12 protein-coding genes are annotated in these 15846 nt (G+C 70.7%); 6 read left to right on the forward strand and 6 right to left on the reverse strand.

Going from position 1 to position 15846, the window contains the following annotated elements; genetic code table 11:
* Positions 1 to 107: 107 nt before the first annotated feature.
* Entirely contained in the window at positions 108 to 1307 is a 1200-nt protein-coding gene (locus ABT324_RS09425) for a PucR family transcriptional regulator (protein ID WP_351174324.1), read from the forward strand.
* A gap of 183 nt (positions 1308 to 1490) precedes the next feature.
* The gene (locus ABT324_RS09430) at positions 1491 to 2807 is read left to right on the forward strand and encodes an MFS transporter (RefSeq protein ID WP_351174326.1); all 1317 of its coding nucleotides are present in this window, start codon (positions 1491 to 1493) and stop codon (positions 2805 to 2807) included.
* On the opposite strand, the gene ABT324_RS09435 is transcribed toward ABT324_RS09430, so the two are convergent.
* Genes ABT324_RS09435 through ABT324_RS09450 form a run of 4 tightly spaced genes read right to left on the reverse strand, consistent with a single transcriptional unit; the run spans position 2808 to position 7755 of the window.
* The gene (locus tag ABT324_RS09435; protein WP_351174328.1) at positions 2808 to 3395 is read right to left on the reverse strand and encodes a sarcosine oxidase subunit gamma; all 588 of its coding nucleotides are present in this window, start codon (positions 3393 to 3395) and stop codon (positions 2808 to 2810) included.
* Positions 3388 to 6180: a 2Fe-2S iron-sulfur cluster-binding protein gene (locus ABT324_RS09440; RefSeq protein ID WP_351174330.1), complete on the reverse strand. Its 2793-nt coding sequence runs from the start codon at positions 6178 to 6180 to the stop codon at positions 3388 to 3390. Before ABT324_RS09440 ends, ABT324_RS09435 begins: the two co-directional genes overlap by 8 nt.
* Positions 6181 to 6209: 29 nt before the next feature.
* On the reverse strand, positions 6210 to 6476 hold the full coding sequence (locus tag ABT324_RS09445) for a sarcosine oxidase subunit delta (RefSeq protein ID WP_351174332.1): 267 nt from the start codon (positions 6474 to 6476) through the stop codon (positions 6210 to 6212).
* 46 nt (positions 6477 to 6522) lie between these two features.
* Positions 6523 to 7755, reverse strand: a complete 1233-nt coding sequence (locus tag ABT324_RS09450) for a sarcosine oxidase subunit beta family protein (RefSeq protein ID WP_351174334.1) — start codon at positions 7753 to 7755, stop codon at positions 6523 to 6525.
* A gap of 399 nt (positions 7756 to 8154) precedes the next feature.
* On the opposite strand from ABT324_RS09450, the gene ABT324_RS09455 reads away from it, so the two are divergent.
* From ABT324_RS09455 to ABT324_RS09465, 3 genes are all read left to right on the forward strand, one after another.
* Positions 8155 to 9486, forward strand: coding sequence for an MFS transporter (locus ABT324_RS09455; protein ID WP_351174336.1), 1332 nt, complete (start codon positions 8155 to 8157; stop codon positions 9484 to 9486).
* Complete coding sequence (locus ABT324_RS09460) at positions 9483 to 10703, forward strand: M24 family metallopeptidase (RefSeq protein ID WP_351174338.1); 1221 nt, start codon at positions 9483 to 9485, stop codon at positions 10701 to 10703. Before ABT324_RS09455 ends, ABT324_RS09460 begins: the two co-directional genes overlap by 4 nt.
* Before the next feature lie 69 nt (positions 10704 to 10772).
* Entirely contained in the window at positions 10773 to 11561 is a 789-nt protein-coding gene (locus ABT324_RS09465) for an IclR family transcriptional regulator (protein WP_351174340.1), read from the forward strand.
* A 27-nt stretch (positions 11562 to 11588) separates the two neighbouring features.
* Here the strand turns inward: ABT324_RS09465 and ABT324_RS09470 are convergent, their stop codons facing one another.
* On the reverse strand, positions 11589 to 12470 hold the full coding sequence (locus tag ABT324_RS09470) for a polysaccharide deacetylase family protein (protein ID WP_351174342.1): 882 nt from the start codon (positions 12468 to 12470) through the stop codon (positions 11589 to 11591).
* Entirely contained in the window at positions 12467 to 13930 is a 1464-nt protein-coding gene (locus ABT324_RS09475) for a purine-cytosine permease family protein (RefSeq protein WP_351174344.1), read from the reverse strand. The genes ABT324_RS09470 and ABT324_RS09475 overlap by 4 nt, the downstream gene beginning before the upstream one ends.
* Positions 13931 to 14040: 110 nt before the next feature.
* Here ABT324_RS09475 and ABT324_RS09480 point away from each other — a divergent pair, with 110 nt between their 5' ends.
* Positions 14041 to 15498, forward strand: a complete 1458-nt coding sequence (locus ABT324_RS09480; protein WP_351174345.1) for a PucR family transcriptional regulator — start codon at positions 14041 to 14043, stop codon at positions 15496 to 15498.
* Positions 15499 to 15846: the final 348 nt, after the last annotated feature.

The raw sequence follows: 15846 nt of genomic DNA on the forward strand, positions 1-15846 counted from the left end.
GCCGATCTACCTCCCGCTGTAGAAAATGCCCAGTCAACGCCCTCCGCGAGGAGCGCTCACGACATCGGAGAGGAGCAGTGCGGACCGCGTGCCCGCACGCACTGGACATGAGCGGTAGCGATCTGCAGCGGATGGTCGACGCGCTGGCCGAGGAGCTCGGCCGGTCGGTCGCGATCAACGACCCGTCGGTCCACCTCTGGTGCGCGAGCAGGCACTTCGGTGACGAGGACGAGGTGCGCGTCCACGCGGTGCTGCAACGCGAGGGTGGCAGCGCGGTCATCGGGCACATCCTGGCGCAAGGCGTCACCGGCTGGACCGGGCCCGGCGTCATCCCGGCCCGCCCGGACCTGCACATGCGGGCCCGCCTGTGCCGACCGATCCGGTGCCGCGGCGAGCTCCTCGGCCTGCTGATGGTGATCGACCCGGACTCACTGGCCGAAGCCGACTTCGAAGCCATCGAGGACTCCGCTGCGGCGATGGCGGCGTTGCTGTACCGGGACTTCGTCGCCGAGGACGCCGAACGCGTGGCCAGGGAAGCCGCTGTGCGCGAACTGCTCTGCGGAACGGCCGAGCAGCGGGCGGCCGCGTTGCGGGCGCTGGACGGGCAGGGGTGGCTGCGCGGCGGGCACCACGCAACCGTGAGCGTGGCCGAGGTCCTCGCGCCGGGAAGGGAAGAGGCCCAGGTCGAGGTGGCCCTCCGGGTGGCGCTCGAAGCCGTCGCGCGCAACCGCTTCGCCGAATTCGCCTCAGCTGTCAAGGGGAACCGCGGTTTCCTGCTGCAGAGCGCACCGGCGGCGAAGGAACACCTGCGGGAGCAGGGCGCGACCGTCGCCAAGCAGGTCCGCGATGTCCTCGGCGAGTCGGCGCACTGCGTCGTCGGGATCGGGACCACCACCGGCGCGCTGGCCGAAGCGTGGATCTCGCAGGACCAAGCGACCACAGCGGCCCGCGGCGCGCGAGTGCTGCCAGGTGCGGCCGACGTCGTGTTCTGGGAGGACCTCGGCGTGCACGCGACGTTGCTGGAGATCCCGGAGGGCCGGCTCACCCCACGGCTGCTCCCGGCAGCGCTCGAGGAGCTCCTCGCCCACGACCCGCACGGGCGGCTGGTGCGCACCCTCGAGGTCTACCTGGACCACGCTGGCTCCGGGCCGGATGCGGCTCGCGCGCTGCACATCCACCGGACCTCGCTGTACTACCGGTTGCACCAGATCGAGCAGATCACCGGGCTCAGCCTCAGCGACGGTGGCAACCGCTTGGCCCTGCACCTCGGCGTGCGGCTGCTGGCCATGCTCGACGATCCGGTCTGAGCACCACGACCTGCCGTTTCCTACAACGGGAGGAAGGCGCCGGGCGAGGCTTCGACACGCGGAGGTCGTGACGCGCAGGGCGCCGGAACATACTCCCTGGACACCTGGGCCACGGGGCGCCGGAGCCCAGGCCAGCAGGAGCGGCACCGCCCAGCCGCGGCTCGACCGGACGAAGGAGCAGCCATGTCCACCACCGCCGCACCGCCGGCCGCGGTGCCGAGATCGCGAATCGCGGCCGCCACCTTCATCGGCACCGCCATCGAGTTCTACGACTTCTACATCTACGGCACGGCTGCCGCGCTCGTCCTCGGCCACCTGTTCTTCCCGACGTTCTCCGCACTCGCCGGGACGCTGGCCGCGTTCGCCACGTTCGGCGTCGGCTTCGTGGCCCGCCCGGTGGGCGCGGTGGTGTTCGGGCACTTCGGCGACCGGATCGGGCGCAAGGCGATGCTCATCGTCTCCCTGCTGACGATGGGCACCGGGACGGTCGCGATCGGCTTGCTGCCCACCTACGAGACGATCGGCATCGGCGCTCCGGTGCTGCTGGTGCTGTGCCGGTTCCTGCAGGGCTTCGGGCTCGGTGGCGAGTGGGGTGGCGCGGTCCTGCTGGCGACCGAGTACGCCCCGGCGGGCCGCCGCGGGCTGTGGTCGAGCTTCCCGCAGGTCGGACCGGCGGTCGGGTTCGTCGTCGCGGGCACGGCGTTCCTGATCCTCGGCGGGACGCTCTCGGACTCAGCGTTCGAGTCGTGGGGATGGCGGGTCCCCTTCCTGGCCAGCGCGCTGCTGCTCGTGGTCGGCTACTACGTCCGGATGAAGATCGCCGAGACCCCGGTGTTCGAGGAAGCCATGCGGGCGCACGAGAAGTCCAAGGCCCCGATCGTCGAGGTCTTCAAGCACCAGCCCCGCACCCTGCTGCTGGCCACCTGCTCGTTCATCCTCGCGCACACGTTGTTCTACACGATCACCACGTTCTCGCTCTCCTACGGCACCGAGGTGCTGGACCTGGACAAGGACATGCTGATCGTCTGCGCCATGGTCGCCGCGGCGGTGATGGGGGTGGCCACCCCGGCCTTCGCGGTGCTCTCCGACCGGGTCGGCCGCCGCCGGGTGTGCCTGGGTGCCGCGGGGTTGGCGGTGGTGTGGGCGTTCCCGCTGTTCGCCCTGATCAACACCGGCAACCCGCTGCTCGTCGCCCTCGGCATGTCGGTCGGGATGCTCTCCTTCGCCGCGCTGTTCGCCCCGATGGGCGCGTTCCTGCCCGAGCTGTTCGCGACCCGGTACCGCTACACCGGTTCCTCCGTCGCCTACAACGCCAGCAGCATCGTCGGCGGCGGCCTCAGCCCCATCCTGGCCACCCAGCTGATCGCGTCGACCGGATCGTCCCTGCCGATCTCGGCGTACCTCGTGCTGATCGCCCTGATCTGCGCCGGGTGCGTGTGGTTCATGCGCGAAACCCACACCACCGACCTGACCAGCGACCCGGTCGACAGCCGCCGGTGATCACGTCCGCGCGTTGCTGACCCGGACGTGCTCGGCGGCCGCGTCCTCCAGCCAGTCGGCCAGGTAGCGAGCGAAGGACGCCCGCACCAGCACCCAGTACCTCGGGGCCCGGGCGTCCCGGCACACGAGGACGACCTGCGCCCGCGCCAGGAGCGTCGAGGCGCACCGCCCAGCGGGGAATGCGCGCGGGTGCAGGTCCAGCGCGCACCCGGTGCTGAGCAGGTCGCGAGCGCGCTCGCCCGAGACCTCGATGGTCGTGCGGTGCGCGGACAGGTCCACCACAGCGCCGAAACCGCCGCCGAGCGCGGAGTTGAGCGTCCGCTCGATCCGGTCCTGCGCCCCCGCTGGACCGGTGACCAGCCACTCGTCGGGCCCCAACCACAGCACCACCAGGTCGCGGACCGCCACCACGCCGCCGGGCTCCGGCAGCCCCGCGCCGATGGCGGTCGCGACCCGCTCCGCGGCGGGGCTCCCCGGATCGACGCGCAGTCCCACCTGCGCTGCGAACGGGACCTCCGCGATCCGCACCAGGTCGGTCGTCGGGAGCACCCGTTCAGCCAGCGGGGTGCGTGCCTCGGTGTCAGCCATCGCGGCGGGATCCTTCCTCGTCGTAGAACACCGGCCCGGTCACCTCGACCGGGACCAACTGGTCACCGACCGTGCTGTGGACGTGCTCGCCGATGCGGTCCCGCCCGTTTTCCAGCAGCGCCAGGGCGAATCCGCGCCCCAGCACGGCGCTGCGGTAGCTGGAGGTGACGTGGCCCAGCACCGGCACCGGCGGTTCGGGGAGCTCCGGGCCAGCGACCAGCTGGGCGCCTTCCTCCAGCACCAGGTCCGGGTCCCGGGGCAGCAGGCCGACCAGCTGCTTGCGGTTTTCCCGTGCGGTGTCGGGCCGGGAGAAGGAGCGCTTGCCGATGAAGTCGGCCTTCTTCTTCGACACCGCCCAGCTCATCCCGAGGTCGTGCGGGGTGACCGTGCCGTCGGTGTCCTGCCCGACGATCGGGAACCCCTTCTCGGCGCGCAGGACGTGCATGGTCTCGGTCCCGTACGGGGTGATGCCGTCGGGCTCGCCCGCGGCGATCAGCGCTTCCCACAGCGCGAGGCCGTGCCAGCGGGGCACGTTGATCTCGTAGGCGAGCTCACCGGAGAAGCTGATCCGGCACACCCGCGCCCGCAACCCCGCCACCTCGCCGTCCCGCCAGGACATGAACGGGAAGCTGTCGTTGTCCACGGCCAACTCGGGTGCCACGCGGGCCAGCACGGCGCGGGACCTCGGCCCGACCAGCGCGACGGTGGCCCACTGCTCGGTGACCGAGGTCAGGTGCACCCGCAGGTCCGGCCACTCGGTCTGCAGCCACTCCTCCAACCACTCCAGCACGGCCGCCGCTCCCCCGCTGGTGGTGGTGACCAGGTACCGGTCCGCGGACACCCGGGTGACCGTGCCGTCGTCGAAGACCATGCCGTCGGCCCCGCACATCAGGCCGTAGCGGATCCGGCCGACCTTGAGGGTGCTCATCATGTTGGTGTAGACGCGGTCGAGGAACTCCGCCGCGTCCGGCCCCTGCACGTCGATCTTGCCCAGTGTGGACACGTCCTGGATGCCGACGCCCTCGCGCACCGCGCGGCACTCGCGGAGCACGGCGGTCTCCATGTCCTCGCCCGGGCGCGGGTAGTACCAGGGGCGCTTCCACTGGCCGACGTCCTCGAACGGAGCGCCCTGCGCCACGTGCCAGTCGTGGATCGCCGTCACCCGCACCGGGTCGTAGAGGTCGCCCCGTTCGCGGCCCGCCAGCGCGGCGAACGCCACCGGGCTGAACGGCGCGCGGAAGGTCGTGGTGCCGAGCTCGGCGAGGTCCACGCCGAGGATCTCGGCGATGACCCCGGTGGCCAGCGTTCCCGAGGTCTTGCCCTGGTCGTGGCCGGTGCCGATCGTGGTGTAGCGCTTGACGTGCTCCACCGAGCGCATGCCCGCACCGGTCGCGCGCCGGACGTCGGCCACGGTGGCGTCCCGGGCCAGGTCGACGTAGTGGCGGTCCCACCCCGCCGCACCGGGAACGCTCCAGGTCGGCTGGCCCGGTTCGACCGGGACGGGGCGGGTGCGCGGCAACGGCGCCGGTTCCGCTGCCACGCCCAAACGCGCACAGGCCGCGGATGCGGCTTCGGCACCGTCTGCCAGGCATTCGTGAGTGGTCAGCAGTCCCGCTGCGGCACCAACCGTCCGCACCGGTTTGCTCGTCCTGACCGGGACGAACGCACCAAGGTCAGCGTCGAACCGCAGCCCGGCCCGGGCTTGGCTGTGCAGGTGCACTGCGGGGTTCCAGCCACCGGAGACCAGCAGCAGGTCGCACTCCTCGCGGCGGTGCGGGGTCACTTCACCGACTGCGGCGAGGTGGGCAGCGGTCACGTGCTCCGTCCCGCTCGTACCCACGACCGCGTGGCCTGCCGCGACAGGGATGCCGCGCTCGGCGCACCGCGCTGCCCAGTGCTCCGGTGCGGTCCCGCGGATCTCCGCGACACAGGCGATTTCGACCCCAACGTCGTGGAGGTCGATCGCCGCGGCGTAGGCGCTGTCGTTGGTGGTGAACACCACCGCTCGGCGACCCGCCAGCACCCCGTAGCGGTTGAGGTAGGTCTGCGCGGCACCCGCCAGCATCGTGCCCGGCCGGTCGTTGTCGGCGAACACGAGCGGACGTTCGTGGGCGCCGGTGGCCAGCACGATCTCGCGTGCTCGGATGCGCCAGACCCGCTGGCGGGACACCGGGCCGGTCCACTCGCCCCGCTTCTGCACTGCCACGACGTAGTTGTCCTCGTACAGCCCGAGGACCGTGGTGCTCGGGAGCAGCCGCACGTCCTCGCAGCCGCGGAGCTCCTCGGTCACCCGGTGCACCCAGTCCAGCGCAGGTCCACCGTCGAGCTCCGCGGAAGCACCGAGCAGGCTCCCACCGAACTCCACGTCGGCGTCGGCCACGATCACCCTGGCCCCGGTGCGCGCCGCCTGGTTCGCTGCGGCCAGCCCCGCCGGTCCCGCACCGACCACGAGCACGTCGCAGTGCGCGTGCATGGTGTCGTAGCGGGCGGGGTCCGCTTCCGCGGCCAACCGGCCCTGCCCGCACAGGCCCAACGCCCGCAGCCCGTCCGAGAGCTGCAAGGTGGTGGCGGGCAGCATCGGCTCCGGGAAGGGCTCCTCGACCTGCACCAGCGCGTTGGGCTCCGCCACCCCGGCGGCCACGATGCCGCGTGGGCGGCCGTGCTTGATGCTGGTGCCGACCTGGTGGATGCCGTTGGCGAGCAACGCCGAGGCGAGCGTGTCACCGGCGAAGCCCTGGTACCGCACCCCGTCGAAGTGAAAGCTCAGCGGACGCGAGCGGTCCACCCGACCTCCTGCTGGTAGCCGCTGCGCGTTCACCGGGCGACCTCCTCGTGGTTCCGGCGGTGGATCTCGTTGGTGGCGGTGTCGCGCAGCACGGTGAACCAGCGCCGACACCCGGACACGTGCGCCCAGCGCTCGGCGAACGGCCCCTTGGGGTTGCTGCGGAAGAACAGGTAGCGGCCCCAGTCCTCATCGGACACCGCTGCGGGGTCGTCCGGGTAGTGGACGTGCGCCTGGCCGCCGTAGTGGAACTCGTTCTCGTCGCGCGGCCCGCACCACGGGCAGGGGATGAGCATCATCGTGTACTCCTGAGGACTTTCTCCCGAATGGCGTTCGGTTGGCTCTTCAGTGCGCGACACCAGCGGCGCCGTGCTCGTCCACGAGGGCACCGGTGGTGAAGCGTTCGAGCGTGAAGGGCGCGTTGAGCGGGTGCGGCTGGTCGTGGGCGATGGTGTGCGCGTAGCACCAGCCCGCTCCCGGGGTCGCCTTGAAACCGCCGGTGCCCCAACCGCAGTTGACGTACAGCCCGTCGACAGGGGTCAGCCCCATGATGGCCGAGGCGTCCGGGGTGACGTCAACGGTGCCGCCCCAGGTGCGCAGCACGTGCGCGCGGGCGAACACGGGGAACAACTCGACGGCAGCGGACATCTGGCGCTCGATGACGTGGAACGCGCCCCGTTGCGCGTAGGAGTTGTAGGAGTCGATCCCGGCGCCGAGCACGAGTTCGCCCTTGTGCGCCTGGGATACGTAGACGTGCACGGCGTTGGACATCACCACGGTGGGGTGTACGGGTTCCAGCAGCTCGGAGACGAGCGCTTGCAGCGGGTGGCTCTGCAGCGGCAGCCGCAGCCCCAGGGTGTCGGCCAGCACCGAGGTGTGCCCGGCGGCGGCCAGCGCCACCTTGCCCGCCCGGATCGGACCGCGGTTGGTCCGCACCCCGACCACCCGGTCGCCCACCACGTCGAACCCGGTGACCTCGCAGCCCTGGACGAGGTCCACCCCCATCCGGTCGGCGGCGCGGGCGAACCCCCAGGCGACGTGGTCGTGCTTGGCGATACCGGCGCGGGGCTGGTACGTGGCGCCCAGCACCGGGTAGCGGAGGTCCGGCGAGGTGTTGAGGACCGGGCAGATCTCCGCGACCTGCGCGGGGTCCAGGAACTCCGCGTCGATGCCGTTGAGCCTGTTGGCGTTGACCCGCCGCACGCTGTCGCGCACGTCCTGCAGCGAGTGCGCCAGGTTGAGCACCCCGCGCTGGCTGAACAGCAGCGGGTACTCCAGTTCCTCCTCCAAGCCCTCCCACAGCTTCAGGGCGTGCTCGTAGAGCCCGGCGCTCTCGTCCCAGAGGTAGTTGGAGCGGATGATCGTGGTGTTGCGGGCCATGTTCCCGCCCGCCAGCCACCCGCGCTCCAGCACCGCGACGTTGGTGATGCCGTGGTTCTTCGCCAGGTAGTAGGCGGTGGCCAGGCCGTGCCCACCGGCACCGACGACCACCACGTCGTAGGACGGCTTCGGGTCGGGTGCGCGCCACAACCAGTCTGGGTGTTCGGGGAGGTCGGCTCCCGGGGTTCGCGGTGCCATCAGCGGCCTCCGTCCAGGTTCGGGTGCCCGGTGGCCAGGCTTCGACGCGCGGGGCACGCAGGTCGCCAGGTGCACGTCGGCGGGCCAGGAGCGGGGAACGGGAGATGCCGGAAAGCATGCATCATCGTTCGAGTGGATGCAACAGTGTTGCTTTGACCGATTCGACTCGCCCTGTTTCGCCGCTACGGGACCAGCCTTATCGGCTTTCAGTGGCACAGAATTCTGTGTGCCACTCAGGGTTGACAGCGGACACACGCACTTTTACGTTTCGTTCACCGCAACGCGGTTGCACCTCTCATACGGTTGTCCCGCGGCTGATCCGACCAGCCGAGCCCCTGCCCGAAACGCCGACCAGGGCTTCCCAGCCAGGGCGGCACGACCCACCCAGGAATGGGCGCGATGACCTCCAGCAACCACAGCACCGACCGCACCGGCCCCGGCACGATCCGCCGGGTCGTGACGGCCTGCTTCATCGGGAACTGCGTCGAGTGGTTCGACTACGCCGCCTACGGCTACCTCGCGACCACCATCGCCCGGAACTTCTTCCCCACCAGCTCCCCCACCGCGTCCCTGCTGGCGACCTTCGGCGTGTTCGCGCTGTCGTTCCTGGTCCGCCCGCTCGGCGGCATCTTCTGGGGGCAGTTCGGCGACCGGTTCGGACGGCGCGCCGCGCTGTCGCTCTCGGTGCTCATCATGTCCGCCGCGACCTTCGCGATCGCGCTGCTCCCGACCCACGACCAAGTGGGTCTGCTCGCCCCGGTGCTGCTGTTGCTGGTGCGCGTCGTGCAGGGATTCTCGGCCGCCGGTGAGTACGCGGGGGCCTCGGCGTTCCTGTTCGAGTACGCCCCGCGCAACCGCCGCGGCCTCTACACCAGCGTCGTGCCCGCCAGCACCGCCACCGGGCTGCTGCTGGGCTCACTGCTCGTCGCGCTGCTGACCTCGCTGCTGCCGCCGGAGGCGATGGACTCGTGGGGCTGGCGCGTCCCGTTCCTGCTGGCCGCGCCGCTCGGCATCATCGGCCGCTACATCCGGGTAAAGCTGGAGGACACCCCCGAGTTCCGGGAGCTCGCCGACCAGGAGTCCGTCGCGTCCGCCCCACTGCGGGAGACCTTCGCCGCCAACAAGCGGGCGATCGTCATCGCCTTCTGCGCGACCTGCCTGAACGCGGTCGGCTTCTACATGCTGCTCAGCTACATGCCGACCTACCTGTCCACCCAGCTGCACCTGGCGGAGACCACCTCCTTCGTCGTCACCACCATCGCCCTGCTCGGCTACATCGGCTCGGTCCCCGTGATGGGCCGGTTGTCCGACTCGGTCGGCCGCCCGGTGATGCTCGCGGCGTGCGGCGTGCTGTTCGCACTGCTGGCGGTCCCGCTGTTCCTGCTGCTGGGCGCCAGCGGGCTGGTCGGCATCACGCTCATCCAGCTCGCGCTCGGCGTCCTGCTCACCATGAACGACGGCACGCTGCCGTCCTACCTCGCGGAGCTGTTCCCCACCCACGTGCGCTACAGCGGCTTCGCCTTCAGCTTCAACACCGCGAACGCGCTCTTCGGCGGGACCGCGCCGTTCGTGGCCACCGCGCTGATCCAGCTCAGCGGCACCGAGATCGCACCCGCCTGGTACCTGGCCGCAGCCGGGATCGCCGCCGCCGCGGCGATGCTGGCCGCCCGCCGCAGCCCCGCCGCGGAAGCCCTTCCGCAGGACACCAACGAGAAAGGATGTGCCCGATGACGCTCGAACGGCTCAAGGAGATCCACAACGGCGAGCGAGTTCGGCCGACGTTCTCCGACGCGGAGATGAGCCGCCGGGTGACCGCGCTGCGCAAGCAGATGGCCGAGGACGGCGTGGACGCGGTCGTGTTCACCAGCTACCACAACATCAACTACTACAGCGACTTCCTCTACACCGCGTTCGGCCGCAACTACGCCCTGGTGGTGACCGAGGACGCCCACGTCACCGTCTCGGCGAACATCGACGCCGGGCAGCCGTGGCGGCGCAGCTTCGGCGACAACATCGTCTACACCGACTGGCAGCGCGACAACTACCTGCACGCCATCAGCACCGTGCTCGAGCGCTCCGGCGTCAAGTCCGGCAAGCTCGGCGTGGAGGACGACCACATCCCGCCGGCGCTGCGGGCACAGCTCGCCGACGCGCTGCCCGGCTTCTCCCTGGTCGACATCGCCGCGGCGACCATGCGCCAGCGGATGGTCAAGTCCGCCGAGGAGATCGAGCTGATCAAGCACGGCGCCCGGATCGCCGACCTGGGCGGGGCCGCGGTGGTCGAGGCGGTCACCGAAGGCGTGCCGGAGTACGAGGTGGCGCTGGCCGGGACCCAGGCCATGGTCCGGGAGATCGCCCGCACCTTCCCGCACGCCGAGCTCCGCGACACCTGGGTCTGGTTCCAGTCCGGGGTCAACACCGACGGCGCGCACAACTGGGCGACCAGCCGCCAGGTGCGCGACGGCGACATCCTGAGCCTGAACTGCTTCCCCATGATCGCCGGCTACTACACGGCCCTGGAGCGCACCCTGTTCTACGGCGAGCCGACCGCCGACCACCTGCGCTACTGGCGGGTGAACACCGCGGTGCACGAACGCGGCCTCGAACTGATCCGCCCCGGTGCGGTGTGCGGCGAGATCGCCCACGAGCTCAACGAGATCTACGCGGCCGAAGGGTTGCTGCAGCACCGGACATTCGGCTACGGCCACTCCTTCGGCGTGCTCTCGCACTACTACGGCCGCGAGGCCGGGCTGGAGCTGCGGGAGGACATCGACACGGTGCTGGAGCCCGGCATGGTGGTGTCCATGGAACCGATGATCACCATCCCGGAGGGCCAGTCCGGGGCCGGTGGGTACCGCGAGCATGACATCCTCGTGGTGACCGAGGACGGTGCCGAGAACATCACGAAGTTCCCGTACGGTCCCGAGCACAACATCATCAGCAGCTGAGCACCACCTCGGGTGCCGGTGTGGGCCAGTGGTCCGCACCGGCACCATCGGCATGAAGGAGCTCCCACCATGTCCGGCACCACCGACGACCAGAACCCCAAGAGCGCGCCTTCGGTGCTGCAGAACGGCATCAGCGTGTTGCGCGCCTTCTCCGTCGGCGAGCCAGCGCTGGGCGTCACCGAGATCTCCCGGCGGGTCAACCTGCACAAGAGCACGGTGTCGCGCATCCTCGCCCAGCTGGAGCAGATGGACCTGGTCGTCCGCGACCCGGAGAGCGCCCGGTTCCGGCTCGGCCTGGGCCTGATCGGGCTCGCCGGGCCGCTGCTGGCCGACCTGGACGTGCGGCGCATCGCCTACCCGGCGCTGGAGGCGCTGACCGCGCGCACCGAGGAGACCAGCGCCCTGGTGGTGTGGAGCGGCAACGAGTCGGTGTCGGTCGAGCAGGTGCCCAGCCCGAAGCAGGTCAAGCACACCACGCCGATCGGCACCCGCTACTCGACGTCGGCGAGCTCGTCGGTGCAGGTCTTCCTCGCCGAGATGCCGACCGCGCGGGTGCGCGACCTGCTGGACCGGCGGCTGCTGGGCGGGGTGCACGACGACGAGCACGCGGTGCAGCGCTACCTGGACCGGCTGGCCCAGGTGCGGGCGGACGGCTTCGCCATCAACGCCGGGGAGACCTCCGTGGAGGAGGTCGGCATCAGCGCCCCGGTCCGCGACCACCGCGGCCAGGCGATCGCCGCCGTCCTGCTGTCCGCGCCGAGCTTCCGGGTGTCGGAACCTTTGCAGCACCAGCTGGCCGGGGTCGTCCGGGCCACCGCCGCGGACATCTCCGAGCGGCTCGGCGCCCCGAAGGCGTAGCGGGTACCCCGAGGGGTACCCGCTCCGTCACCGCTGCGGCAGCTCCGGTCGCTGGTGGACCCGGCCGGGCCCGCACACCTGCTCGGCGTGCTCAGCGATCTCCCGCAGGGTCGTCACCCACATGCCGTCCAGGTCCTTGACCTGCTCGATCAGCTCCTCCAGCGCGTGCGCCTTCGCCGGTCGCCCGGACAGGAACGGGTGGTTGGTCAGCACGAAACAGCCGTTCTCGGCATGCCGCGCCCGGGCCTCGCACCACCACATCTCCAGCACCTTCCGCGGGCTCTCGATCACCCCGCTGCCCGTCCAGCCCGGGTAGAAGGCGTACTGCTCCCAGTCGTCAAGCGCCCAGTCCACCGGGATCTCGACCAGCGACGGCGACCCCGGCACGGTGGTCTCGACCCGGTACGGGACGTCGTCGTCGAGCAGGCTGGAGTCGTAGCTGAAGCCGCGCTCGGCGAGCAGCCGCGGCGTGTGCCAGTTCGTCTCCCACCACGGCGCCCGGTACCCGACCGGCCGCACCCCGGCCGCCCGGTCCAACGCGTCCAGGCCGCGGTCCAGGTACTCGGCTTCCCGCTCCGCGCTGATGCCGCGCATGGGCTCGTGCAGGTAGCCGTGGTGGGCGATCTCGTGGCCGTGGTCCACGATGGACTTGACCACCTCCGGGTAGCAGTCCGCGGTGAAGCCCGGGACGAAGAACGTCGCCCGCACCTCCTGCCGCGCCAGCAACCGGAGCAGCCGCGGCACCCCCACCCGCGGCCCGTAGGACTGGTGCCCCATCAGCGACATCCGGTCCGCCGCGCTGGGATCGTGCGCGAGCACGCATGATTCGGCATCCACGTCGAAGGTGAACGCGCTCGCCGCGCGGTAGCCGTCCGGCCAAGGGAACCCGACGCTGTCCAGTTCGGTCACTTCACGCTCCTCTGCTCGTTGTGCTCCACGATCGGATCGACCTGCGCGCGGTGGGCGCGCGAACCCAGCACCGCGTACCCGGCCGCCGCCACGAGGCCGCCCGCCAGCCAGGACAGGTCGACCCCGCCCAGCGCGCTGGCCACCGGCCCCCGGAAGACGTCGAGGACGCCGTGCATGAACAGCCACGTCGCGACGATCCCGGCGCCGAAGGAGACCAGCGCCGCCGGGTTGACGTCGCGCAGGCGGGACGTCCCGACCGGGTCGAACAACCGCTGCACATCGGTGGTGCGGCGCTCGATCCAGTAGAAGTGCACCAGCATGATCGCGCCCCACGCGGCCACCCACGCCACCAGCGAGACCAGCCAGGAGTCCAGCACGGTCGCGAAATCGCCCTGGTAGATGAAGAAGGTCACGCACACCATCGCGAAAACCCCCACCACGACGCTCAGGACCCGGCGCGAGGCCCGCAGGTCCAGCGCCTGCGCCGCGACGCCGAAGGTGTAGATGTTGAGGATGTTCGTCGCGATCGGCCCGTGCACCACCAGGAACAGCACCGGCACGGCCAGCGAACCGTAGGCGCTGACGATCAGCGCGCCCGGGTCAGCCTGGCCGTTCTTGGTGGCCAGCGAAGCGCCGAGCACGCCCAACCACACCACGGGCAGGAACTGCCCGAGGGTGCTGGCCAGGTACAGCTTCCGGCGCGAGACCGACCGGCTCACGAACCGGGAGTAGTCCGCCGCGTAGGTGAACCAGGTGATGCCCCAGCCGATGCCGATCGCCGTCATCACCCCGGTCATCGCCGCGAACCGGTCCCAGCCGTGCAGCAGCTCTCCCGGTGGGCCCGCGTAGGACCAGTCGATGTCCAGCTTGGTCCAGGCCACCACCGACATCCCGACCAGCACCACGATGGTCGGCGGCACCGTCCATTTCTCGAACGCCGCGATGGCCCGGTAGCCGATCCAGGAGATCACCACCTGCACCGCCATGATCACCGCGGCGACCGCGATCTTGGCGGCGTGGTTGGGCGCGGACGGGTCGACCAGGCCGAGCTCGCCCAGCAGCGCCATCACCAGGTCGAGGATGATCCAGGTGTTCACCGCGCACCACCCGACCGCCAGCGCCGCCTGGATCGTGGCGGGCAGGTAGTTGCCGCGACGCCCGAAAGCCGCGCGGGACAGCACCATCCCGGTGGCGCCGGTGCGCTGCCCGAGCAGGACGAACAGCCCGAACAGCGCCATCCCGACCAGGTTCCCGGCCACCAGCACCAGCACCGCGTCGGCCAAGCCCAGGCCGAGCTTGATCCCCAGGGCGCCGAGCACCCAGTTGATCGGGGCGATGTTGGCACCCGCCCAGATCCAGAACTGCCCGGACACGGCGGTGGTCCGCGCCGCCTCCGGGATGGGCTGCAGCACGTGCTCCACGTCCTGGTGCGCACTGCTGCTCGGTGGGACTGCCGTCATGAGCGCCTCCGCATGGCCGATGTCGATCCAGCCATACTTGTGGCGCGCACCACTCGGAACAAGGTACGTTCTGCACGGCAAATCCCCGGGCCGACTGGACGGAACGTCACATGCCGATCGCGCTCGCCGAGGTCCTCCGCCACCCCAGCCTCCGCCCGGCAGCCCCGGTCCTGCTCGCCGGGGACAGTTCACGGCCGGTCAGGTGGGTGCACTCCAGCGAGGTCGTCGAGCTGGCGCACCTGCTGCGCGGCGGGGAACTCGTGCTCACCGCCGGGATGGTGCTCACCGCCGCGCCGGACGAGCGGCAGCGCCGCTACATCCAGCAGCTCGTCGAGCACGGCGTCACCTCCGTCGCGGTGGAGGCGCCGGACGAGCTGCCCACCGCCCTGGTGGACGAGGCCAGGCGGCGGGACTTCGCGCTCGTGCAGCTGCGCCGACGGGTCCCGTTCGTCGAAGTGGCCGAGGGCGTCAACGGGTTGCTGATCAACGCATCGGTCTCCCGGCTCCGCTTGGCCGACTCCCTGTCCGACGAGCTCTCGGAGCAGCTGACCTCGGGCAGCGACCTGCACGCGCTGGTGAACGTCTTGGCTGCTCGGCTGAACGCACAGGTGTCAGTGCAGGACCCGGCGGGCCAGGTCCTGGCCGTGAGCCCGGCGGACGCGCCGGACGCGACCGCCGGGTACGAGGCACCGATCGCCGTGCACGGGATCGTGTCGGCAACGCTGCGGATCGAACCGTGCCCGGCGACCGACACGGACCTCCTGGAAGCAGCGCTCGACCGAGCGCCACCGTCCTTCGCCCTGGCACTGCAGCGGTCCCACCCGACCGGCCCGCAGGACACCGCTGCCCACGCGTACTTCCAAGCACTGGAACGAACCGACACCGCACCGCAGACCTCGACCGAACTCCTCGGAGCCACCGCGCTCGGTGGCGCTCGCGCCCACGTCTGCGTCGTCACCACCCCCGGTGGGCAGTTCAGAGCGGTGGACCAAGCGATCCGCCGCCGGGGACGCGCGGCGCTGAGCCGGGTCCGAGCTGACGAGCGGATCTCCGTCGTGGCGTTGCCGGGTGACGCACCGGAGGAGGCGCGGCACCAGCTCATCGAGGACCTCCGCGAACACGCCGCCGCGGTGGACGGCACCGTCGCGGTGGGCCCTCTCGCGCGCGAACCCGACCACGTCCGGCACAGCCTCGTCGAGGCACGCCGATGCCTCCTGCTGCGCCACGAAGTGGGTCCGGTCATCGACGCGAACGCCGTCGCCGTCCAACGACTCGTGCACCAGCTTGACGCCCACGACGTCCTCCGCGACTTCGTGGCCGAGCAGCTCGGCGGCCTTCTGGACCAGCGGGCCGAGACCTCGAGGCGCCTGCTCGACACGCTCGTCGCGTTCTTCGACTGCGCCTCGAACAAGACTGCCACCGCCCAGCGCCTCCACCTGCAACGCCAAACCCTCTACCACCGGCTGGACAAGATCTCCGAGGCGCTGGGCCACGACATCACCGACAGCCGAACCGCCCCAGCACTGCAAGTCGCAGTCCGCCTGTGGCAAGCCATGCAGTCCCCCTGACCAGCGCCCGTTCCGGACTCCGACCGAGGCTACCCACGAGAACCACAGTTTCAACTGAAACTGTGGCTGGGGGTGACGGGACCACAGTTTCAACTGAAACTGTAGCTGGGGGTGATGCCGAGTCCGCAGTTTCCATTGAAACCTCGAACGTGAGTGAGGAACGAACGCAGTTTCAATTGAAACTGCGCACCACCGGCGTGTCGCGTGCCCGACACGCCGGTGGTGCGTTGGTGCGGTTCCACTGAGATCAGCTCAGTGCAACCGCGTGGGCATGGGGACGACCCGGAGTGGCAGGCTTCGGGAGTCCGCATCGGTTTTCGGTGCCAATCGGGATTGGTGCCGTCCAGC

Origin of the sequence: Saccharopolyspora sp. NPDC000359, from assembly GCF_040300525.1 — a bacterium.
In the GTDB taxonomy this organism is placed as follows: Bacteria; Actinomycetota; Actinomycetes; order Mycobacteriales; family Pseudonocardiaceae; genus Saccharopolyspora.